Source organism: Streptomyces sp. NBC_00490 (genome assembly GCF_036013645.1).
GTDB classification, from domain to species: domain Bacteria; phylum Actinomycetota; class Actinomycetes; order Streptomycetales; family Streptomycetaceae; genus Streptomyces; species Streptomyces canus_F.
Genome location: NZ_CP107869.1, coordinates 9103919 through 9124289, shown reverse-complemented (window position 1 = coordinate 9124289; position 20371 = coordinate 9103919). Strand labels below are relative to the sequence as shown.

Sequence of the window (20371 nt, the reverse complement as noted above, 5' to 3'; positions counted from 1 at the left end):
GATGACGACCGCACACGAAGGGGACGTCGTCCTCACCGCCCTCGGCGCCATGGGCACCCCCATCGACTGCTCGGGGTTCAACCGCCTCGACCTCGAAGGCCCGCAGGTGCTGTGGCTGGTCGCGTCCGGAGCCGTGGACCTGTTCGCGGTGGACGTCGAACAGCAGGGCCACTGGCACCACTTGGGCCGCCTGGAGGCGGGCTCCCTGATCCTCGGCCCCGGCCCCGGCCCTCAGCACACCTTGGTCGCCCGCCCGCTCAGGGACTGCGTGGTCCACCGCATCGGGCTGCGGGAGCTGTACCAGCCCGCGAACACCCAGACCTGGTCCTACGACGAGTACGGCAACCCCCAGTACGTACCGCCGACGACGAGCCCGCTGGAGTACGCCCTGGCCCTCGGCGTCGGCCGCAGCCTCTCGATCCTCTTCCAGGCGCCGATGGCCAGCGAGCGGGCCGCCGAAGTCACGGACGACGACGTTTTCTGGATGCAGGTGCCGCCGGGCAGCGTGCAGTACGGATCGCTGTACGGCGCCGACGCGGCCGCCGATCTGCTGATGGATCCCGTCGTCTGGCAGAGCATGGTCGACCAGCAGTACCGGCTGCTGACCACGCTGGACCGCTGGATCGAGCAGCTGGAACGCACCCACGAGAACCGGACGGCCGAGGGCATCAAGGCCGGTGAGGCGGTCCGCGCCCAGGCCGACCGGACCCTGCTCGCGTCGATCGGCAAGTCCTCGGGCAAGCGCACGACGCCCGCCGACGCGGACGCCTCCTACGCGGCGTGCAGACTGGTCGCCCAGGCCGCCGGGATCACGCTCGCCGACCCGGCGCAGAGCGGCACCGGCAGCGACCGTCTCGACCCGGTCGAGCAGATCGCGCTGGCCTCCCGCATACGGGCCCGGGCCGTGCGTCTGGACGGCAGCTGGTGGCGGGACAACGTCGGCCCGCTGGTGGGCCATCGCGCGCTGTCCGGTGCGCCGGTCGCGCTGCTGTGGCGGCGCGGCGGCTATGTGGCGGTGCATCCGGCGACGGGCCGTGAGACGCCGGTCGAGAAGGCCAACGCGGAGGAGTTCGAGCCGCGGGCCGTCATGTTCTACCGGCCGCTGCCCGAGCGGCGGCTCACTCCGCTCCGGCTGCTGCGGTTCAGCATGCAGGGCATGGGCGGGGACCTGACGAACCTCCTGCTCAGCGGGCTCGTCACGGTGGCGATCGGGGCGATCGTGCCGATCGCCACCGGCAAGATCCTGGGCGAGTTCGTGCCGAAGGCGCAGACGAACCTGATCGTGCAGGTCTGTCTCGCGGTGATGATCAGCAGCTTCGTCGCGGCCGCGTTCATGCTGCTGCAGAACCTGACCATCCTGCGGCTGGAGGGCCGTATCGAGGCGACCCTCCAACCTGCGGTGTGGGACCGGCTGCTGCGGCTGCCGACGAAGTTCTTCACCGAGCGCTCGACCGGTGAGCTGGCGAGCGCGGCGATGGGGATCAGCTCGATCCGCCGGCTGCTGGCGGGGGTGGGGCCCGTCGTCGCCCAGTCGGTGACCGTGGGTGCGATGAACCTGGGGCTGCTGTTCTGGTACAGCGCCTCGATGGCGATGGCGGCGATCGGCATGCTCGTGGTGATCGCCGGGGTGTTCCTGGGGCTCGGGCTGTGGCAGGTGCGCTGGCAGCGGCGCCTGGTGGTGCTCGGCAACAAGCTGAACAACCAGGCCTTCCAGACCCTGCGCGGGCTGCCCAAGCTGCGGGTCGCGGCCGCCGAGAACTACGCGTACGCGGCCTGGGCCTCGCAGTTCGCGCGCAGCCGGGAGCTCCAGCAGAAGGTGGGCCGGATCAAGAACCTCACCACGGTGATGGGCGCCGTCTATCTGCCCGTCTGCACCCTGCTGATGTTCATGCTGCTCGCCGGCCCCGCACGCGGTTCGATGTCGGCGGCGGCGTTCCTCACCTTCAACACCTCGGTGACGATGGTGCTGACCTCCGTCACCCAGCTGACCGGCTCCTTCGTCTCGGCGGTGGGCGCGCTGCCGCTGTTCGAGGAGATCAAGCCGGTCCTCGACGCCGCCCCCGAGGTGCGCACGGCCACCACCCGGCCGGGTCCGCTGTCCGGCGGGATCGAGGCGCGCAGGCTGTCCTTCCGCTACTCCGACGACGGCCCGCTCGTGCTGGACGACGTGTCGTTCGAGGTGCGCCCCGGTGAGTTCGTGGCGGTCGTCGGCCCCAGCGGCTGCGGCAAGTCGACGCTGCTCAGGCTGCTGATCGGCTTCGATCCGCCGGTCTCGGGCAGTGTGCTGTACGACGGTCAGGACCTGGCGGCGCTCGACCAGTCGGCGGTGCGCCGGCAGTGCGGGGTGGTGCTTCAGCACGCCCAGCCGTTCAACGGCTCGATCATGGACGTCATCTGCGGGACCGAGCCGTTCACGCCGGAGGAGGTCATGGTGGCGGCCGAGATGGCGGGGCTCGCGGAGGACATCAAGCGGATGCCGATGGGGCTGCACACGATCGTCTCCGGCAGCGGCGCGGTCTCCGGCGGCCAGCGCCAACGGCTCATGATCGCGCAGGCGTTGATCCGCCGGCCGCGCATCCTGTTCTTCGACGAGGCGACCAGCGCCCTCGACAACGAGACACAGCGCAGGGTGATCGAGTCCACCAAGGCCCTCAACGCCACCCGGATCGTCATCGCGCACCGCCTCTCGACGGTGCTGGACGCCGACCGTGTGATCGTGATGGAGGACGGCAAGGTCGCCCAGCAGGGGCCGCCCGCGCAGTTGCTCGCGGACACGGGCGGGCGACTGCACGAGCTGGTGCGCCGGCAGCTGGCGTGAGGGGTCAGTCGAGGCCGGGTACGGGGGCCCCAGAGGGGACGCCGGCCTCGAGGTAGCCGTCGTAGAACTCCTTCCAGGGCGCGTCCACTCCGGCGTGCGGTCCGGCGAAGTCCGCTCCGCGCGCGTGCGCGTCGAGGGCGGCGAGGCACACTTCCCAGCCGGCGCCGTTTCGGGCGGCGGTGTTCGCCTCGCTCAGCACGTTGGTGAGCGTGAAGCGGGTGCGCTTGTCGTCCAGCGCCTCCAGGTCGAAGTGGAGTTCGTCGCCGCCCCACTCGAAGGACAGGTGCCGGGGCGCGTCGACGGACAGGACCCGGCCGGTGGAGTCCGCCATGTTCGGGTCGCCGCTGAAGGTGATCTCCCCGCCGGGACGTGGGTCGATCTCGGCGCGGGACGGGAACCAGTGGGCGAGTTCGTCGGTGTCGGTCACGAACTGCCAGACGCGCTCGACGGGATGGTCGTAGATACGGCTGAAGCGGACGGCCGGGCGACCGTCGTCCAGGGTCAGATAGGTGCCGGTGAGGTCTGCGGACATGGGGATCAGTCCTTCGGAGAGGGTTCCTCGGGGGCGTCCGGCGCGGTCTCGTCGAGGCGGCGGCCCAGTGCGTCCAGGCTGGTGTTCCACAGCCTGCGGTAGGGGGCCAGCCAGGCGTCGAGTGCGGCGATCGGGGCCGGGTCGAGGGCGTAGACGCGGCGCTGCGCGTCCTGGCGGACCCGGACCAGACCCGCTTGCCTGAGCACCTTCAGATGCTTCGAGGTGCTCGGCTGGCTCAGACCGCATCCCTCCACGATCTCCCCGACGGACCGCGGCCGCTCCAGGAGCAGCGCGACGATGGTCCGCCGGTGGGGATCGGCGAGCGCGGTCCAGAGCGCGGCGTCGGACATGACTCCAATATGCCTCCACAGTTATATGCCAGTCAAGGCATACCGAACGCCGGAGGCTTGTCGCCCGCACGCGCGTCGTCGACCCCGAAGTGGCGCTGATCACAATCAGCTGCGCCGCTCATCGAAACTTTGCCGTTTCGCTAAAAGTGCTCTAGCCTCAAGGTGTACGAAACAGTTTCGTTTACGACTTCGTAAAATCCGAACGACTTCCCTGGAGTGGTTCCGCCATGTCCCAGAAGACCCTGACCGAGAACGCCGAGGCAGGCGGGCTCGAAGCGTCACACGAGGCCACCTCCAAGCGGTGGTGGATCCTCGCGGTCGTCGCCCTCGCGCAGCTGATGGTGGTCCTCGACGCGACCATCGTGAACATCGCCCTTCCCTCGGCCCAGGCCGACCTCGGGTTCTCCGACGGCAACCGGCAGTGGATCGTCACCGCGTACGCGCTGGCCTTCGCCTCCCTGCTGCTGCTCGGCGGCCGGATCGCCGACCTCTTCGGCCGCAAGCCGGCCTTCCTGATCGGTGTCGTCGGGTTCGCCGCGGTCTCCGCGCTCGGCGGTGCCGCCACCAACTTCGAGATGCTGGTCACCGCCCGCGCCCTCCAGGGTGCCTTCGGCGCGCTGCTCGCACCCGCCGCGCTCTCGCTGCTGAACACGACGTTCACCGATGCCAAGGAGCGCGCCAAGGCGTTCAGCGTCTACGGCGCCATCGCCGGCGCGGGCGGCGCGGTGGGTCTGCTGCTCGGCGGCGTCCTGACCGACGCCCTCGACTGGCGCTGGACCCTCTACGTCAACGTCGTCATCGCCGTGGTCGCCTTCGTCGGCGGCTGGTTCCTGCTCAACAACCACCGCGACGCCGCCAACTCCAAGCTGGACGTGCCCGGCACGATCCTCGTCGCCGCCGGCCTGTTCGCCGTGGTCTACGGCTTCTCCAACGCCGAGACGCATGACTGGAGCTCGCCCGAGACCTGGGGCTTCCTGATCGCCGGCGGTGTGCTGCTGGCCGCCTTCACCTGGTGGCAGACCAAGGCCGCGCACCCGCTGCTGCCGCTGCGCATCCTGCTCGACCGCAACCGCGCGGCCTCCTTCTTCGCGGTGCTGATCTCCGGCGCGGGCATGTTCGGCGTCTTCCTCTTCCTCACCTACTACCTCCAGCTCAACCTGGGATTCAGCCCGACCAAGACCGGTGTGGCGTTCCTGCCCATGGTGGCCGCGCTGATGGTGATGGCTCAGCTCGGCACGACCGTGCTGGTGCCTCGGATCGGCCCGAAGACCGTCGTCCCGCTGGGCTTCGCGATCTCCGTGGTGGGCATGGCCTGGCTGACCGGGATCGGCAACGACACCGCCTATCTCACCGCCGTGCTGCCCCAGCTGATCATCATCGGCGCCGGTCTCGGTCTGGTCATGCCGGCGGCGATGCAGCTGGCCACCAGCGGGGTGGCGGCCGAGGACGCGGGCGTCGCCTCCGCCACGGTCAACGCCATGCAGCAGGTGGGCGGTTCGATCGGTACGGCGCTGCTGAACACGCTGGCCGCGAGCGCCGCGACCGACTACCTGGCCGGCAAGGACGCGAGCAGCAAGCTGGTCCAGGCGCAGGCGACGATCGAGAGCTACACCACCGCCTTCTGGTGGTCGGCGGGCTTCTTCGCCGCCGGTGCGCTGATCGCCTTCCTGCTCTACCGGCGCGGGGTTCCGGAGCAGGACGCGGACGCCGCACCCGTCGTCCACATGTGACCGCCACCTGAACCGAGGGGCCGCCGTCTGCAGGGAGACGGCGGCCCCTCCTCGCTGTCATGGTGGCGGCATGCGCACACCGGCGGCGGCCTTCGGCAGCACGGTCTTCTTCGCGCTCGCGCCCGGCACGGTGGCCGGGCTGCTGCCGTGGTGGCTGACCGACTGGCGGTCCGGCGACTGGTGGCTGACCGTCCGTCTGCTCGGTCTGCTTCCGCTCCTCGCGGGCGCGGCCGTGGTCTCGGCCGCCTTCGTGCGGTTCGTGCGCGAGGGCCTGGGCACGCCGGCGCCGGTCGCGCCGACCGAGCACCTGGTGGTGGGCGGGCTGTACCGGCATGTGCGCAATCCGATGTACGTCGCCGTGGTCGCGGCGATCGGCGGCCAGGGTCTGCTGCTCGCCCGGCCGGTGCTGTTCGGCTACGGCGCCGGTGCCTGGGCGCTGATGTGGGCGTTCGCGCGGTGGTACGAGGAGCCCGCGCTCGCCGACCGGTTCGGCGCACAGTACGCGCGTTACCGCGGTGCCGTGCCTGGCTGGTTGTCCCGGCTCACACCCTGGCACGGTGAGTGACGCCCTCAAACGGGTACTCACGACCTCATGCGACTCAGCGTGATGGATGTGGGCTCGAACACGGTCCGGCTGGTGGTGGCCGACGCGGAGGGCGGGGTGCCACTGCCGGTGCACACCGCGAAGTGGCGCCTGAGACTCTCCGAACAGGTCAGCCCCGGCGGCCCGTTGCCCGAGGGGGCCGTCGAACGGCTCGTGGTGGCGGTGGCCGAGGCGAGCAGGACCGCGGCGAAGTGGGGCGCGGCACCCCCGCAGGCCTTCGCGACCGCCGTGGTACGCAACGCCTCCAACCGCAGTGAGGTACTGCGCGAGGTGCGCTCGCGCACCGGAGTCGGGCTGTACACCCTGCCGGGCGAAGTGGAGGCCGAGCTCACGTTCCTCGGGGCGCGGCGCTGGATGGGCTGGCGTTCGGGTCCGCTGGCCCTGCTCGACATCGGCGGCGGCTCGCTCGAAGTGGCCTTCGGGCGAGGCCGGTTGCCGGACTTCGTGGCCTCGCTGCCGCTGGGCGCGGGACGGCTGACCCATGAGTTCTTCGAGGGCCAGGACCAGCCGACGCCGGACCTGGTGCGGGCGCTGCGCCGCCGGGTCCGCCACCAACTGCGGGACGTCGCCGCCCGGATCCGCTGGGAGGGGCCGCACACCGCGGTGGTCACCTCCCGCACCTTCCAGCAGCTGGGGCGACTGTGCGGGGCCCCGCCCGGACGGCACGGGCCCTTCACGGAACGCCGGTTGCACCGCTCGGACCTGCGGGAGGCGATCGTCCGCCTCGCCGCACTCCCCGCCGCCGAACGCTCCCGGCTGCCCGGCATCTCCGCGCCGCGCGCCGCCCAGAGCCTGGCCGGCGCGGTGGTCGGGCACACGGCGATGAAGCTGACCGGCATCAAGACGGTCACCCTGTGCCCATGGGCGATACGTGAGGGCGTCCTGCTGCGCCGCATCGAGGACGGCCCCTCCTGGTGGACCGAGGTCAGCCGCCTCGAGGAGGAGGACACCCCCCAGGGACCCATGCCCCTGCGTATCGCAGCCGCGCGGAACTGACCAAGGCGAGCACCGCCGCGAAAGGAGACATCATGTCCCAGTCCGACGACAGCAAGCGCCCCGAGACCGCTCTGGAGGAAGTCCTCCAGGAAGCCGAGAAGGCCGAGCGGCGCACCTCGGACTCCGAGGAGCAGCGACGGCGCCGGGGTGAGGCGGGCGACGCCATCACGCCCAACACCCGCGCCCAGGAGGAGTCCACCGGCGACTGACGGCACCGCACGGACGGCGGGCCCGACAGGAGTCACGGGGCCCGCGCCACGCCGTACGGGAGGGCCGCCACGACACAACCCGCAGGCCAGCCCGCCACGGACGGATGACCTCGTGCCTCCCGGGTACCCGGGGCGCATGGCACAGGACCCCCAAGGACCACGGCTGCCCCCCTCCCGGGGGCCGGTCTCCGCAGCCGTCTCGGAGTATCTGCTGGACGCCGGACCCCTGCCGGGCGACGCCGACGTGGCGCGCGCGCCCGTCTACGGCGACGACCTCCAGCTCGCCCTCTACCTCTGCTACGAGCTGCACTACCGGGGCTTCGCGGGCGTCTCGCCTGACTCCGAGTGGGATCCGGCCCTGCTGCGCACCCGGGCCGCACTGGAACACCGCTTCCTGACGGCACTGCGCGCCGACACCCCGGTGCACGACAGCGTCGAGGACGCCCTGGGGGAACTCCTCGTCGAGCCCGTCGACGGCACGGGCACCAGTCACTATCTGCGCGACGAGGGCGAACTGTGGCAGCTGCGCGAGTACGCGGCCCAGCGCTCGCTGTACCACCTCAAGGAGGCCGACCCCCATGCCTGGGTGCTGCCGCGGCTGTGGGGGCGGGCCAAGGCGGGCATGGCGGCGGTCGAGTTCGACGAGTACGGCGGCGGCCGCCCCGACCGGGTGCACGCACAGCTGTTCGCGGACCTGATGACGGACCTGGGCCTGGAGACGACGTACGGGCACTACCTGGACGCCGCCTGCGCGGAGGTCCTGGCGACGGTGAACCTCATGTCCCTCTTCGGTCTGCACCGAGCCCTGCGGGGCGCCCTCGTGGGCCACTTCGCGGCGGTGGAGGTCTCCTCCTCGCCGGGTTCCCGACGACTGGCCGAGGCCATGCGCCGCACGGGCGCCGGGGCGGCCGCCGAGCACTTCTACGACGAGCATGTCGAGGCCGACGCGGTCCATGAGCAGGTCGTCCGCCACGAGATCATCGGCGGGCTGCTCGCCGAGGAGCCGCACCTGGCGTCCGACGTGGCCTTCGGCGTCGACGCCACCGGGCACCTCGAGGACCGTTTCGCCGACCACCTCCTGGCCGCCTGGCGCTCGGGCCGGTCGTCCCTGCGGACACCCCTCGATTCCGAAACCTCCCATATCTCCTGAATGCCGGGGTACCCGAGCCGCATGACGCCGGTTCCACCGGGTGTCGACGACGAGGAAGTGGTGGTGGTCCGTGCCGAAGTCACCCGCTGATCCGCCCTGCCGCGTCCGGCTGGAACGCCGTGGTCCGCTGCTGATGGACGGCCCCGTCGAGGTGGAGCTGGAGGACGGGACCACGGTCTCCTCCGACCGTTTCCGCGTCGCCCTGTGCACCTGCCGCCGCAGCCGCCGCTATCCCTGGTGCGACACCAGCCACCGCGAGCGCTCCTAGGCTCCGCCCCGCGGGTCACCGGCCGGGCACCAGTGCCCTTCCCACACCACCCAGATCCGCCCCTCGGAGCCGCGATGGATCCGCAGTCCGTCGACCTCTCCCAGCAGGGGCAGTTTCGTCGTTCCGTCGTGGTGGACCCGGTCCTGGGAGATCAGCACGTCGTCCGTGCCCGCCACCCTGATGCCGCCGCCGTCCGCCGTCAGGATGATCCGGCAGACGTCCGCCGTCGTCCGGGCCAGCAGACAGCTGCTCACCCGCCGGCCGGCGTCGAGCAGGGAGGCCAGGAACCACGCCGGTGCCTCGACGACCCCGGTGACCGCGGCCGTCGCCGCGCCTGCCGCCACCTCGCCGCCGCGACGGGCGAAGTGCGCCGTGAACTCCATCTCCAGCGCGGGTGCCGGCAGCCCGAACTGGGTGAGCAGCGGAGACCCGTCGGAGGACGCGTGTACCGGCGAACCCACGTTTCACCCCCTGTGGCGCGACAGCGGCGCAGCCGGGGGCCGGGGCGGCACGGTGACTCTACGGCGGCGCCAACCGCTTGAACAGGGCACCGACTTTCAGAAAAGCCGACTAAAAGTCAATAACCACTCGCGAAATTCACCTTGCCGAGTGAACCAGATCTTGTGCCGGATCTCTCAGGGATGCCTCGCACCCCACCGGGGTAGCTACCGAGATCGAACACCCGCCCCTGCCGAGGTGGAGCCGACATGACACCGGAGTCGGAGTCCGGCGGATCCGGGCCCCCGGCCGCGAACCCGTACGCCCGCACCTACCGGCGCGACCCCTTCACGGTGGTCGAGGCCGCGGGCGAGATCGACATGGCGACCGCGGGTTGCCTGGCCGAGCATCTGGACGCGGCGACCGCGGGCACGCGACCGGACGTCCTGGTCGACCTGCGCACGGTCGACTTCTTCGACTGTTCCGGGCTGCGGGTCCTGTGCCGGGCCGACTCCCGGGCGCGGGAGCACGGCGGGCGGCTGCGCATCGTCGCGCGGAGTGAGCGCATCCGGCGACTCCTGCGCGCCTCGGGGTTACTGGGCCGCTTTCCGCCGCTGCCGGAGCTGCCGGAGCGGCGGGGCTGATCCGAAGGCCGGCCGGGCGGCCCCACTCCGCCCGGCCGGCCCCCGTACGAGATCGCGAGGGATCCCCGCGTCAGGACTCGCGCTCCCCAGCCACGAGCCGCTGTCGGTGCGGGTCCCTGCGACCCCGGTCTCTAGAACGCGAAGAGGCTGGTCCCGTAGGTGCTCTTCACGCACTCGTTGGCGAAGGTCCGCTCGTAGGAGACGCGCTTGCCCTGCCAGACACCGTCGACGGTGACGACCACCGGGTCGTACTGCTTGGTGCACAGCACGTCGCCCCGGCCCGTCAGCGCGTCGAAGTCCCCGCCGGCGCCGCGCAGTTCGGCACAGGCGAGGGCTGCCGCGGGATGGGTTCCGGAGGACGTGGGGGCGCAGGTCAGGGTGACCGCGCGGGCCGGGGTGGCGAGGGCGGCGCTCTCACCGTGGCCGACGGTGAGCACCAGGGCCGATGGGGCGTAGAGCGAGGCGGGGGCGGCGAGCGAGGTCCCGGTGAGGGGGCCGCAGACGGCGGTGGCCGTCAGAGCGAGGGTCGCTGCCCAGCGCGCGGTGTTCCGCATTGTGTGCATCCTTCCGCTGATACGGGGGTGGTACCGGGCCCGGCGCGATCGGTGCCGGACCGGCGAGCGGGAGTCTGCCGAGTCCGCGCCCGAATCTCACATCGACCCCACGGGTTTCAGTAACCTTGCGTGTTGAATCAGTGGCGTGAAGTCACGTAATTCGAACGTGTCAGCGCCGGAACCATGGGGTTCTTGATCGTCTCGACCGACCGAATGGCCGGTTCACCCCGCCTCCGCAATAGGCCTGAAACATTCCGGTTGAGCTCTCGGCGGACCCTCCGCACACTCCTTGCGTTCACGTTCCAGTCGAGTAATCGTCATTACATGATTACGACAGAGCAGCGAGAGAAGCTGCGCGGCTGGTTCGCCGGCCGCCTGCCCGACGACCTCTTCGAGGAACTGGCCGAGCTGACGGTCGACCGCGAGGAGATCACCGTGATCGGCCGCATCCCCGCGCCCCGGCTCGCCGAGGGCGTCTCGGCCACCGAGCGGGAGGCCGCCGTGCACAGCCGCGTACAGGAGTTCCGGGAGCGCACCCGGCAGGCCCGGATCGAGGTGGCCGTCGAGGCCGAGCACCGGTTCCGCAGGAAGGTCTCCTGGGGCGTGGAGTGCGACGGGGAGCGCACCCTGTTCACCCATGTGTCCGCACCCGTCATGACCCGGCTGCGCCAGCCCGAGCGCCAGGTCCTCGACACCCTCATCGCGGGCGGGGTGGCGCGCAGCCGCAGCGACGCGCTCGCCTGGTGCGTGCGCCTGGTCCAGAAGCACACCGACGACTGGCTCGCCGAGCTGCGGGACTCCCTCGAACACGTCCAGCGAGTACGGGCCCAGGGTCCCGACGCCGAAGCGGAGGACACGCCCCCGGACACCGAGTGATGGAGGTTTCGTACAGCCACGAGACGAAAGATGGATGAACCGTCCTCTGGTGTGGTTCTTGACCCCGGCCTTACCGTCGGCAGACCCCCGAGAGGACGGCATCCCCTCGCCCGCCCACCCCCGCCGAGGCGAGCGCCGGCCCCTCACCCCGACCCGCTCGCGTCACGACGCGCTCCACCGCCGGTCCCCTCGCTGGAGCCCCCTTGTCCTCGCAGCCCGCCCCCTCCCCCGCGCCGTCCCTGACCGAGGTCGAGACCCACGGCGTCGACCGCATTCCCGACGCCGAGCGCACCGCGACCCCGCTGGACCTGTTCCGGCTCGCCTTCGGCGGCGCCAACACGTTCTCCACCTGTGTGCTGGGCGCCTTCCCGATCCTGTTCGGCCTCTCCTTCTGGCAGGGCCTGGCGGCCACTCTGCTCGGAGTCGTGGCGGGCGCGCTGATCCTGTGCCCGATGGCGGTGTTCGGTCCGGCCAACGGCACCAACAACGCCGTGTCCTCGTCCGCGCACCTCGGGGTGCACGGCCGGGTGATCGGCTCGTTCCTGTCGCTGCTGACCGCGGTCGCGTTCTTCTCCATCTCGGTGTGGAGCTCCGGGGACGCCCTGGTCGGCGGCGCCCACCGGCTCTTCGGCCTGCCGCGCGGCGACCTGTCGTACGTCGTGGCGTACGCGCTGTTCGCCTGTCTGGTCCTCGCGGTGTGCGTGTACGGCTTCCGGTTCATGCTGTTCGTCAACAAGGTCGCGGTGGCCGCGGCGAGCCTGCTGTTCCTGCTCGGCGCGGTCGCCTTCGCCGGCGACTTCGACCCGTCGTACGCGGGCGTCTTCACGGACTCGGCGGACGCGGCCACCGACGCGCTGTTCTGGCCGTCCTTCATCGGCGCGGCGCTGATCGTGCTCTCGAACCCCGTGTCGTTCGGCGCGTTCCTCGGGGACTGGTCGCGCTACATCCCGGCGAGCACCCCGCGCCGCAAGGTGATCGGCGCGGCCTTCCTGTCGCAGATCGCCACGCTGCTGCCGTTCCTCTTCGGCCTGTCCACCGCCAGCATCATCGCCGCCAAGGCGCCGGACTACGTCGACCCCGCGGCCCCCGACTTCGTGGGCGGCCTACTGGCGATCTCCCCGGGCTGGTTCTTCCTGCCGGTGTGTCTGATCGCGCTGATCGGCGGCATGTCGACGGGCACGACCGCGCTGTACGGGACCGGCCTGGACTTCTCCTCCGTCTTCCCCCGGCTGAGCCGCGTGCAGGCGACGCTCTTCGTCGGCGTCCTGTCGATCGCGTTCATCTTCATCGGCCGGTTCGGCCTGGACCTCGTGCAGTCGATCTCGACCTTCGCCACGATGATCATCACCTGCACCACACCGTGGATGGTCGTGATGATGCTGGGCTTCTGGACCCGCCGCGGCTGGTACGACCCCGACGCCCTCCAGGTCTTCAACCGCCGTCAGCGCGGCGGCCGCTACTGGTTCGCGCACGGCTGGAACTGGCGGGGCATGACCGCCTGGTGGGTGGCGGCGGTGATCGGTGTGCTGTTCACCAACATCCCGGGCCAGTTCGTCGGTCCGCTGGGCGACCTCGCCCACGGCGTCGACATCGGTCTGCCGCTGTCCCTGGTCGTGGCCGCGGCACTGTTCCTGTCGCTGCTGCGGCTCTTCCCCGAGCCCCGGGCGGTGTACGGGCCCGAGGGCGCGCGGCTGGCCCGCACCGTCGACGTGCCGGTGCCGCCGATCACGGGACCGGGCGCGCAGTCCGGCGAGCCGGAGCCCGTCGCGGTGGCGAACGGCGGCTGACCCCGGTGTTCTGACCGGCGTTTACTCGCCCGTATCGTCGGAGCGCAACGCGTTCTCAGCGACGAGAGGCGGGACGTACGGATGGCGAAGCACTGGGCCGACTTCCAGTACGAGATCTATCTGAACGGCATGTCGGGCGCCGTACCCCGGCTGCCCACCGATCTGACCCGGCTGGAGGAGCTCACCGAGCAGCGCCTCGGCCCCGGCCCGGTCGGGTACGTGGCGGGCAGCGCCGGTGACGGGAGCACCGCCCGGGCCAACCGGGCCGCGCTCCAGCGGCGCCGGATCGTGCCGCGAATGCTGCGGGACGTGCACGAACGGGATCTGTCGGTCGAGGTGCTGGGCCGCGCGCTGCCCGCCCCGCTGGCCCTGGCACCGGTCGGCGTGCTGTCGATCATGCACCCGGGCGCCGAGTCCGCCGCCGCCCGGGCCGCCGCGGCACAGGGCGTGCCGTACATCCTGTCCTCGGCGTCCAGCACCCCGATGGAGCAGGTCGCGGAGGCGATGGGGGACGCCGAGCGCTGGTTCCAGCTGTACTGGCCGAAGGACCCCCAGGTGGCCCTCAGCTTCCTCGACCGGGCCAGGGCCGCCGGGTTCACCGCGCTCGTCGTCACGCTGGACACCCCGCTGCTGGCCTGGCGGCCGCGCGACCTCGACCAGGCCTATCTGCCGTTCCTGCACGGGGTGGGCACCGCCAACTACTTCTCCGACCCGGCGTTCCAGGCGGGCCTGGCCAAGCCGGTGGCCGAGGATCCGAACGCGGCCGTGATGCACTTCGTCGGCATGTTCGCGGACCCCGGCAAGACCTGGCCGGACCTGGCGTTCCTGCGGGAGCACTGGGACGGGCCGATCGTCCTCAAGGGCGTCCTGCACCCGGACGACGCACGGGCGGCCGCGGACGCCGGGATGGACGGAGTGGTGGTGTCCAACCACGGCGGCCGGCAGGTGGCCGGTTCCGTGGCGGCGGCCGACGCGCTGCCGAGGGTCGCGGAGGCGGTCGGCGACCGGCTGACCGTGCTCTTCGACAGCGGGATCCGCACCGGCGACGACGTCTTCAAGGCGCTCGCGCTGGGGGCACGGGCGGTGCTCGTCGGGCGGCCGTACGTCTACGGCCTGGGCCTGGACGGACAGCCCGGCGTGGAGCACGTGATCCGCTGTCTGCTCGCCGAGCTGGACCTCACCCTCGCCCTGTCCGGGCACGCCTCCCCCACCACCGTGGGACCCGCCGACCTGGTCGAGGACCCCGTATGACGACCCCGAAGAACGTGCTCGCCGTCGTCGCGCCCCATGTCGGCGGCCGCACCTCCGGGGCCGGGCTCGCCACGCTGTTCCCGGGCGAGGCGAACGTGACCGTCGTGGAGAGGACCGACGAGGACCCTCGGGCGCTGCGCGCGGCGCATGTGATCATCACGGCGCTCTCCCCCGTGACGGCCGAACACCTCGCCGCCGCGCCCGAGCTGGAGCTGGTGCAGTGCGCCAGCCACGGCTTCGACTACGTCGACGTGGAGGCGGCGCGGGCCCGCGCGGTGGACGTCTGCACCATCGGCTCCAGCGGCGCCGAGGCGCAGAACGTGGCCGAGCAGACCTTCGCCCTCATGCTCGCCCTCGCCAAGCAGCTCGTCCCGGCGCACACCGCGCTCGTCGAGGCCGACTGGGCGCTGCCCCGGCTGCAGCGGTCCCTGACCGAACTGTCCGGGAAGACCCTCGGCATCGTGGGACTGGGGCAGATCGGGCGGGAGGTCGCGCGGCGCGCGGTCGCGTTCGACATGAGCGTCGTCTACGCCGGACGGCGCCGACTGCCGCAGGAGACCGAGGCACAGCTGGGCGGCGCCCGTCATGTCCCCCTCGACGAACTGCTGCGCACGTCGGACTACGTGTCCCTGCACGTGCCGCTGACCGAGGAGACCCGGCAGCTCCTCGACGCCGGCCGGCTCGCGCTGATGAAGCCCACCGCGTTCGTCATCAACACGGCGCGGGGCGCCCTGATCGACCAGGACGCCCTCGCCGACGCCCTGGAGAAGGGCGCCCTGGCCGGGGCGGGCATCGACGTCTTCGACCCCGAACCGCCCACGCCGGCGCTGCGGTTGCTGCGGGCCCCGGGCGTGGTGCTGTCGCCGCACGTCGGAGGTGTCACCCGGGAGACGCTGGTGCGGATCGCCCTGGCCGCCGTCCAGAACGTGGCCGGCCATCTGGCGGGCGACCCGCCCCGCGACGTCGTGAACTAGACGGGTCCCCCGACCGCCCGGGCCGAGGGGGTGCCGCTGTCCGGGACCGAGAGCGCCCCGGCGGTCGGCACCACCGGGTCGGTCACCCAGCGCTGCCCGCCCGAACCGTCACGCACCTTGACGACGATGTCGGCGTCCGCCGTCCCGGTGGTGGAGGTCAGGGCGAGCTGTTCGTCCCAGCGGGTGAGCAACTCGCCCTGCACGGTGATGTCGTAGCGCACGTCGTCCGCGCGCTCGCTCTTCTCGTCCGCGCACGTCCCGAGGATCACCACACCGGCGTCCACGTGCGAGTCGAGGCAGAGTTCGGGGTTCGCGGCGCTGTGCAGCAGTCCGTCGTCGTCGTACGTCCACTTCTGGCTCTCCGCGTCCGAGCAGGTCTCCAGCTCGGTGGCCGCACCCTTCCTCACCGCGCCCCGGATGTCGAGGCAGAGGTCGGCGGCGAGGTTGCGCAGTCTGGACTGCTGCGGGATCAGCGGGAGTTGGGCCGTGCCCGGCGGGGAGGAGGACACTCCGTCCGAGGTCGACGCGCGGCCCCCGGAGGCGCTGGTGGAAGCGGCCGGCTCGACGCCGCCGTCGTCCGACCACAGGTTCGCGGCCAGCACGCTGGCGAGGAGTCCGGCGGAGGCCAGGCCCACCCCGGTGAGCAGCACCCGTGAGGGCCGCGGCCCTTCCGGGGGGCGGCGGCCGGGGGACGGGATCCGGGACAGGAGGCCACGGCGTCCACCACCGTGCCGGGCGCCGCCACGACCGCGCGGGCCGGGCTCGGTACGTCCCGGACGGGACTCGAGGTAGCGGCGGGCGCCCCAGCCGAGCACCGCCTCGGCGAGCAGCGTGCCCAGGCCGCCCTCGAAATGGCTCAGTTGCTCGGCGGCGAAACGGCAGTAGCGGCACTCGGTCAGATGCTGCTGCACATCCGGCAGCAAGGCTCCGCCCCGGCGTATCGGGACGTCGAGGAGACGGTTGTAGAACCGGCAATCCTTGGTCGGCGCGAGTTCCCGATGGGCATGTACACAACCCTCGCGGAATTTTTCCCGCGCCTGTTCGAGAGCGGCCGACGCGGTGGTGGTGTCCATGCCGAGCAGACCGGCGGGGACGGTAATCGGTTCGGCCTCGACCTCGGTGTGCCAGAGCAGACAGCGGGCGAGTCCGGGCAGAACCTGGAAAGAACGCTCGGCCAGTTTCCGGTTTTCGGGCGTCATGGACTTCGCCGCCCGCATACCGCGCCCGCCGGCCGGTTTCCCGAGGTCCGGCAGAACACCGGATATCCGGTCCTCGGCCGACCACTCACGGACGGTGTCGCGGACACGCACCAGAAGCCTCGGGCGCAGAGCGGTTGCCTGCTCGCCGAGTGCCAGCCGGTCCAGGACCTGGTGGAAGGCGGCCGCGGTCACCATGGAGGCGACGTCCGACCGGGAGGCGAGACAGATGACGGCGTATTCGTGGGCGGCCGGCCAGTGCCGCGCCATCAACAGCGCGGCCGACTGGGCCGCCTCGCCGTCCGGACGACCCCTGAGCAGGGAGGCGAGGTCGTCGTCGGATTCCCCCGTAACGCCGCCTGGCGGCGGGTAAGGAGGGCGAGGGGGGTGGGGGGTGGGCACTGAGCGGATTCCTTCCCACGCGCGGGTGACTCTGAGAAGTTCTGCTCGCCGAAAAAGTCGGGGATTGGTGTATACCTTTTTGGCGAGGCGCGGGGAGTACGAATTCACCGACGAACCGTCCGCCCGGGTTCCCCACCGGACGAAAGAAGACCCGGCCATTACCCCCCGCACGGGTAGTTCACCCTTGCACAACACTGTCATGACCAACAAGGCACCCGGGCAACATACGTACCGTTGAAGGAAAGTCAGAAACGGCCGTCACGCAGGTCGTCCTCGTGGGTTCACGGCATTTCAGGCGCCCCGTGTGAAACACGCGCACGCGCCGGAGCGACGCGCACGCTCCCGGCGCGCGCCACCCCGTAGTGCACTGGTACCGGCCCCTCGGAGGCCACGCGCAAGACGGCGGCTCTCCTGCGCGAAACGGCCGCCGACCCCGATCCTCCCGCCCTCGGTCGGCGGCCCCGAGGGCGGCCGGGGTCTGTCCCGGCCGGGGGCGCGGGCGCCCGGGTCCTATATCTGCCAGGAGCGCAGCCGGTCGGCCGCGCCGTACACATCGCTCTTGCCGGAGACCAGATCGCGGACGAGGTCGACGAGGGCGCCGTAGGGCGGGTCGATGCCGGCGCCGCTGACGAACATGTAGGCCACCGCCGTCGCACAGGCGAAACGGGCGTTGGCCGACGGCAGGGGCTTGAGCAGGGCGAGCGTGTGCAGCAGGGCGGCGGCCCGCCAGGCGGGGTCGGAGTCCACGCCGAGGCGGGGCGGGTCGACACGATGGCGGGCGACGGCTGCCACCAAGGCGGAGAAGTCGTTGACCGTGGGCTGGTCGGGCAGAACCTCTTCGTGACGCTGGAGCAGCCAGGGCACGTCGATGTGGATGACGGGAGCCATCGGTCAGACGACCCGTCCCTCGCCCTTGACCGCCGGTTCGTCGTCGGGGAACGCCGCGGCGAACTCGTCCGCGTGGGAGGCGAAGAACCGCCGGAAGGCCTCCGCGCCCTCCTGGAGCGCGCGATGCCGAGCGATGTCGGCCGCGGCCGCCTCCCGCACGAGGGCCTTCATCGACGTACCGCGCTCCTTGGCGATCTGCCGCAGGTCCTCTAGCTCGCGATCACTGAACTCCACGTTGAGAGCTGGCATGTCCTTCACGGTACCGCTGAGGTACTTACTCGTAAATACTCCCTGCTCAGAGCAAGCGCACAGGGGTACCGCGAGCCGGCCGAGGACCCTCCCGTCGGCCGTGCCCACGGCCCGGTCCCGGGGCACCTGAACGCAAGGGGCCCCATGACCTCGTGAGAGGGTCATGGAGCCCCTGGTGAGCCGTTTCCGCGCTACGTCTGGTCGGCCACGAAGGACGCCATCCGGGTCAGGGCGGAGTTCCAGTTGATGGTGTGCTCATTGGTCGACCAGGACTGGATGTCGTCGATATAGCAGAACTGACCGACGCAGCCCTGGAGTTTGCTCTGTGCGTAGGGGTCCTGGATGCTCGAGTTCGGGCCGCCGGCCAGGGTCCCCTTCGGCGGGTTGGGCTGGCTCGGGTCGAGCTGGTGGGCGTACCAACGGGCGTGCTGGTTGTGGGAGTTCACCTCTCCGTAGCCCGTCACGTACGACATGTTCAGCGCGTTGCGACCGAAGATGTAGTCCATGGACTGCACGGCACCGTCACGGTACCTGGAGCCGCCGGTGATGTCGTACGCGGTGGCGATGACGATGCCGTTGTGCAGGATCTGGTGGTTGGAGCCCCAGTCGTAGAGGTTGTCGACGGGGGCGTACGGCATGCCGTACGGCTGTGCCTTGAGCGTCGCGAGGTAGCGGTCCGCACCCTTGACCACCGACTGGCGCACCTTGTCCCGGCCGGGCAGTTTGTTCGGCACCGTGGCGAGGTCCAGGCGGGCGGCCGCGCCGGTGCGGGCCCAGTCGTAGCCCATGGGGCCGAAGATGTCGGCGGTGTGGACCGGCGAGGCCAGCACGTGGTCCGCGTAGGTCTTCTCCCCCGTGGTGAGATACAGCTCGGCCGCCGCCCAGTAGAACTCGTCGGTCACGTCGCTGTCGGGGTAGGCGCCGCCGCCGGTGCCGTCATTGGGGTCGGCGTAGATGTCCGGGTGCGCGAGGGCCGCGGTCCAGGCCTTGCGGGCCGCGGCGAGCGCCTTGGACGCGAACGCCTTGTCGTAGGGCCGGTAGAGGCGGGCCGCCTGTGCGGCCGTCGCCGCCAGATTCAGGGTCGCCGCGGTGTTCGCCGGGTGCAGTTCGCGCTTCTGCGGGTCCTCGCTCGGCAGCAGCGGCAGGCCCGTCCACGCCTCGTCGTGGACCTTGTGGTGCGCCATCCCGGCCAGCGGCTGACCTGCGGGCACCTGCATCTTCAGCAGGAACTCCAGCTCCCAGCGGCTCTCGTCGAGGATGTCCGGCACCTTGTTGCCGCTCTCCGGGATGGCGAGGGTGCCGTCGCCGAGCTTCGCGGGCTGCCCGGTGCGGGCGTGCAGGGAGCGCTCGTAGGTGCTCAGCAGCTCCCAGGTGGAGATGCCACCGTTGACGACGTACTTGCCGTGGTCGCCCGCGTCGTACCAGCCGCCGGTGACGTCGAGGGTGTAGTCGCAGACGCCCGGCTGGCAGGGCACCTTGCCGTCGCCCTGGTTGGGCGCGACGTCGACGTGGCCGGCCGCGCGGCCGTAGCCCGGGCGCAGGTCGTCACGGATCGCGATGCCGCTGCGCTGGGTGTAGTAGTACTTCGCGGCATCCGTGCGGAGCTGCTCGTAGGCGCTCGTGCCGATGTCGAAGGGGCGGCTGGTCTCACCGTCGGCGACCAGGGTGAAGTCCTTGCCCTGCTTCTTGTAGGAACCGAAGTCGATCGAGTGGACGTTCTGGGCGGACGAGGCGTCCGTACCGCGCGGCGTGGTCGAACCCTGGGCGACCACACGGCCCGCGGCGTTCTTCAGCTGCCAGGGCAGCTTCGCGGTCGCGTCGGTGACCAGCGTGGCGTTCTTCGGACCGGAGGGCAGATAGGCGACCTGGTTGACGCGCACCCGGGGCCCGGTGTCCGGCTCGTACACCTCGGGCGGCACGCCGCCCAGGAGCGAGGCGTTGTCGACGCAGAACCGCCAGGGGTCCGCGCTGCCGCCGAGCTGGAAGCCGACCTGGGCCTGGGTGGCGTCGACAGGTGAGGTGAAGGTGTACGCGTAGGAGTCGCCGGACACGCTGAGCTGGGGGCTGACCTCGAAGTAGGTGTCGTACGGCGCGACCTGGAGGCCCACGATCGCGCGGACGACGTGGTCCGCGGGCGAACCGTTCGCGGTGAAACTGAACTTGTACGACTCCCCCTTCACCAGGGTGACGTCGTTCTGGCCGACGGCGGCGTCCCAGCGGTTGGTCGTGCCCCCCGGCACGTCCGCGCACAACTGTCCGTCGGACACACCCGCGGTGACGTTGCTGGATGCCCACCACGGCTCGGTGGTGGTGTCGAAAGTGCCGTTCTTGAGCTGCTCCACCTCCTCGGCGGCGGCCGTGGACACCGGGGAGGCGACAAGTGCCGCTCCCAGCAGGGCCGTCAGGGACAACAGGGCGGTTCTGCGTCTTTTCACGTCCGGGCTCCTCGGTGAGC

At 71.2% G+C, this 20371-nt stretch carries 20 protein-coding genes; 12 read left to right on the top strand and 8 right to left on the bottom strand.

All coding sequences use genetic code 11. The features are described from left to right. Position 1 precedes the first annotated feature (1 nt). Positions 2 to 2818, top strand: coding sequence for an NHLP bacteriocin export ABC transporter permease/ATPase subunit (locus tag OG381_RS41655; RefSeq protein ID WP_327721153.1), 2817 nt, complete (start codon positions 2 to 4; stop codon positions 2816 to 2818). Between the two features lie 4 nt (positions 2819 to 2822). Here OG381_RS41655 and OG381_RS41650 read toward each other — a convergent pair whose 3' ends face one another. Together OG381_RS41650 and OG381_RS41645 are read right to left on the bottom strand one after the other, a co-directional pair. Continuing rightward, the gene (locus tag OG381_RS41650) at positions 2823 to 3350 is read right to left on the bottom strand and encodes an SRPBCC family protein (protein ID WP_327721152.1); all 528 of its coding nucleotides are present in this window, start codon (positions 3348 to 3350) and stop codon (positions 2823 to 2825) included. A 5-nt stretch (positions 3351 to 3355) separates the two neighbouring features. Then, positions 3356 to 3700: an ArsR/SmtB family transcription factor gene (locus OG381_RS41645; protein ID WP_327721151.1), complete on the bottom strand. Its 345-nt coding sequence runs from the start codon at positions 3698 to 3700 to the stop codon at positions 3356 to 3358. 227 nt (positions 3701 to 3927) lie between these two features. On the opposite strand from OG381_RS41645, the gene OG381_RS41640 reads away from it, so the two are divergent. The 6 genes from OG381_RS41640 to OG381_RS41615 all read left to right on the top strand — a co-directional run bounded on the left by OG381_RS41640 (position 3928) and on the right by OG381_RS41615 (position 8657). Further along, positions 3928 to 5430: an MFS transporter gene (locus OG381_RS41640; RefSeq protein WP_327721150.1), complete on the top strand. Its 1503-nt coding sequence runs from the start codon at positions 3928 to 3930 to the stop codon at positions 5428 to 5430. A gap of 70 nt (positions 5431 to 5500) precedes the next feature. After that, a complete protein-coding gene (locus OG381_RS41635; RefSeq protein WP_327721149.1) occupies positions 5501 to 5995 on the top strand; it encodes a methyltransferase family protein in 495 nt (164 codons plus the stop codon). 27 nt (positions 5996 to 6022) lie between these two features. Further along, the gene (locus OG381_RS41630; protein WP_327721148.1) at positions 6023 to 7030 is read left to right on the top strand and encodes a Ppx/GppA phosphatase family protein; all 1008 of its coding nucleotides are present in this window, start codon (positions 6023 to 6025) and stop codon (positions 7028 to 7030) included. Positions 7031 to 7062: 32 nt separating this feature from the next. Further along, the gene (locus tag OG381_RS41625; protein WP_327721147.1) at positions 7063 to 7239 is read left to right on the top strand and encodes a hypothetical protein; all 177 of its coding nucleotides are present in this window, start codon (positions 7063 to 7065) and stop codon (positions 7237 to 7239) included. Positions 7240 to 7375: 136 nt separating this feature from the next. Beyond that, entirely contained in the window at positions 7376 to 8389 is a 1014-nt protein-coding gene (locus OG381_RS41620; RefSeq protein ID WP_327721146.1) for an iron-containing redox enzyme family protein, read from the top strand. A 70-nt stretch (positions 8390 to 8459) separates the two neighbouring features. Further along, positions 8460 to 8657, top strand: a complete 198-nt coding sequence (locus OG381_RS41615) for a CDGSH iron-sulfur domain-containing protein (RefSeq protein ID WP_307022797.1) — start codon at positions 8460 to 8462, stop codon at positions 8655 to 8657. Here the strand turns inward: OG381_RS41615 and OG381_RS41610 are convergent. Continuing rightward, positions 8654 to 9118, bottom strand: coding sequence for a hypothetical protein (locus tag OG381_RS41610; RefSeq protein WP_327721145.1), 465 nt, complete (start codon positions 9116 to 9118; stop codon positions 8654 to 8656). The two genes, OG381_RS41615 and OG381_RS41610, sit on opposite strands and share 4 nt — an antisense overlap. A gap of 246 nt (positions 9119 to 9364) precedes the next feature. On the opposite strand from OG381_RS41610, the gene OG381_RS41605 reads away from it, so the two are divergent. After that, positions 9365 to 9739: an STAS domain-containing protein gene (locus tag OG381_RS41605; RefSeq protein WP_327721144.1), complete on the top strand. Its 375-nt coding sequence runs from the start codon at positions 9365 to 9367 to the stop codon at positions 9737 to 9739. A gap of 131 nt (positions 9740 to 9870) precedes the next feature. On the opposite strand, the gene OG381_RS41600 is transcribed toward OG381_RS41605, so the two are convergent. After that, positions 9871 to 10293 carry a protease inhibitor gene (locus OG381_RS41600; RefSeq protein ID WP_327721143.1) on the bottom strand — a complete coding sequence of 141 codons (423 nt, stop codon included), beginning with the start codon at positions 10291 to 10293 and terminating at the stop codon, positions 9871 to 9873. A 324-nt stretch (positions 10294 to 10617) separates the two neighbouring features. Here OG381_RS41600 and OG381_RS41595 point away from each other — a divergent pair, with 324 nt between their 5' ends. The 4 genes from OG381_RS41595 (at position 10618) to OG381_RS41580 (ending at position 15181) form a co-directional block, all read left to right on the top strand. Beyond that, positions 10618 to 11169, top strand: a complete 552-nt coding sequence (locus OG381_RS41595) for a hypothetical protein (protein WP_327721142.1) — start codon at positions 10618 to 10620, stop codon at positions 11167 to 11169. A gap of 203 nt (positions 11170 to 11372) precedes the next feature. After that, complete coding sequence (locus OG381_RS41590) at positions 11373 to 12956, top strand: purine-cytosine permease family protein (RefSeq protein ID WP_327721140.1); 1584 nt, start codon at positions 11373 to 11375, stop codon at positions 12954 to 12956. 81 nt (positions 12957 to 13037) lie between these two features. After that, positions 13038 to 14207, top strand: a complete 1170-nt coding sequence (locus OG381_RS41585; protein ID WP_327721139.1) for a lactate 2-monooxygenase — start codon at positions 13038 to 13040, stop codon at positions 14205 to 14207. Next, positions 14204 to 15181: a 2-hydroxyacid dehydrogenase gene (locus OG381_RS41580; protein WP_327721138.1), complete on the top strand. Its 978-nt coding sequence runs from the start codon at positions 14204 to 14206 to the stop codon at positions 15179 to 15181. Before OG381_RS41585 ends, OG381_RS41580 begins: the two co-directional genes overlap by 4 nt. Here OG381_RS41580 and OG381_RS41575 read toward each other — a convergent pair. From OG381_RS41575 to OG381_RS41560, 4 genes are all read right to left on the bottom strand, one after another. Further along, positions 15178 to 16779, bottom strand: coding sequence for an RICIN domain-containing protein (locus tag OG381_RS41575; protein WP_327721137.1), 1602 nt, complete (start codon positions 16777 to 16779; stop codon positions 15178 to 15180). The two genes, OG381_RS41580 and OG381_RS41575, sit on opposite strands and share 4 nt — an antisense overlap. A 510-nt stretch (positions 16780 to 17289) precedes the next feature. Then, on the bottom strand, positions 17290 to 17667 hold the full coding sequence (locus OG381_RS41570) for a toxin Doc (RefSeq protein WP_327721136.1): 378 nt from the start codon (positions 17665 to 17667) through the stop codon (positions 17290 to 17292). 3 nt (positions 17668 to 17670) lie between these two features. After that, positions 17671 to 17916 carry a hypothetical protein gene (locus OG381_RS41565; protein WP_266884638.1) on the bottom strand — a complete coding sequence of 82 codons (246 nt, stop codon included), beginning with the start codon at positions 17914 to 17916 and terminating at the stop codon, positions 17671 to 17673. Between the two features lie 191 nt (positions 17917 to 18107). Then, complete coding sequence (locus OG381_RS41560; RefSeq protein WP_327721135.1) at positions 18108 to 20351, bottom strand: glycoside hydrolase family 9 protein; 2244 nt, start codon at positions 20349 to 20351, stop codon at positions 18108 to 18110. Positions 20352 to 20371: the final 20 nt, after the last annotated feature.

Excerpts from the sequence above, each read along its gene's own strand:
- OG381_RS41655 (WP_327721153.1), top strand. The coding sequence starts at position 2 with ATGACGACCGCACACGAAGGGGACGTCGTCCTCACCGCCCTCGGCGCC.
- OG381_RS41650 (WP_327721152.1), bottom strand. The coding sequence starts at position 3,350 with ATGTCCGCAGACCTCACCGGCACCTATCTGACCCTGGACGACGGTCGC.
- OG381_RS41645 (WP_327721151.1), bottom strand. The coding sequence starts at position 3,700 with ATGTCCGACGCCGCGCTCTGGACCGCGCTCGCCGATCCCCACCGGCGG.
- OG381_RS41640 (WP_327721150.1), top strand. The coding sequence starts at position 3,928 with ATGTCCCAGAAGACCCTGACCGAGAACGCCGAGGCAGGCGGGCTCGAA.
- OG381_RS41635 (WP_327721149.1), top strand. The coding sequence starts at position 5,501 with ATGCGCACACCGGCGGCGGCCTTCGGCAGCACGGTCTTCTTCGCGCTC.
- OG381_RS41630 (WP_327721148.1), top strand. The coding sequence starts at position 6,023 with ATGCGACTCAGCGTGATGGATGTGGGCTCGAACACGGTCCGGCTGGTG.
- OG381_RS41625 (WP_327721147.1), top strand. The coding sequence starts at position 7,063 with ATGTCCCAGTCCGACGACAGCAAGCGCCCCGAGACCGCTCTGGAGGAA.
- OG381_RS41620 (WP_327721146.1), top strand. The coding sequence starts at position 7,376 with ATGGCACAGGACCCCCAAGGACCACGGCTGCCCCCCTCCCGGGGGCCG.
- OG381_RS41605 (WP_327721144.1), top strand. The coding sequence starts at position 9,365 with ATGACACCGGAGTCGGAGTCCGGCGGATCCGGGCCCCCGGCCGCGAAC.
- OG381_RS41600 (WP_327721143.1), bottom strand. The coding sequence starts at position 10,293 with ATGCGGAACACCGCGCGCTGGGCAGCGACCCTCGCTCTGACGGCCACC.
- OG381_RS41595 (WP_327721142.1), top strand. The coding sequence starts at position 10,618 with ATGATTACGACAGAGCAGCGAGAGAAGCTGCGCGGCTGGTTCGCCGGC.
- OG381_RS41585 (WP_327721139.1), top strand. The coding sequence starts at position 13,038 with ATGGCGAAGCACTGGGCCGACTTCCAGTACGAGATCTATCTGAACGGC.
- OG381_RS41580 (WP_327721138.1), top strand. The coding sequence starts at position 14,204 with ATGACGACCCCGAAGAACGTGCTCGCCGTCGTCGCGCCCCATGTCGGC.
- OG381_RS41570 (WP_327721136.1), bottom strand. The coding sequence starts at position 17,667 with ATGGCTCCCGTCATCCACATCGACGTGCCCTGGCTGCTCCAGCGTCAC.
- OG381_RS41565 (WP_266884638.1), bottom strand. The coding sequence starts at position 17,916 with ATGCCAGCTCTCAACGTGGAGTTCAGTGATCGCGAGCTAGAGGACCTG.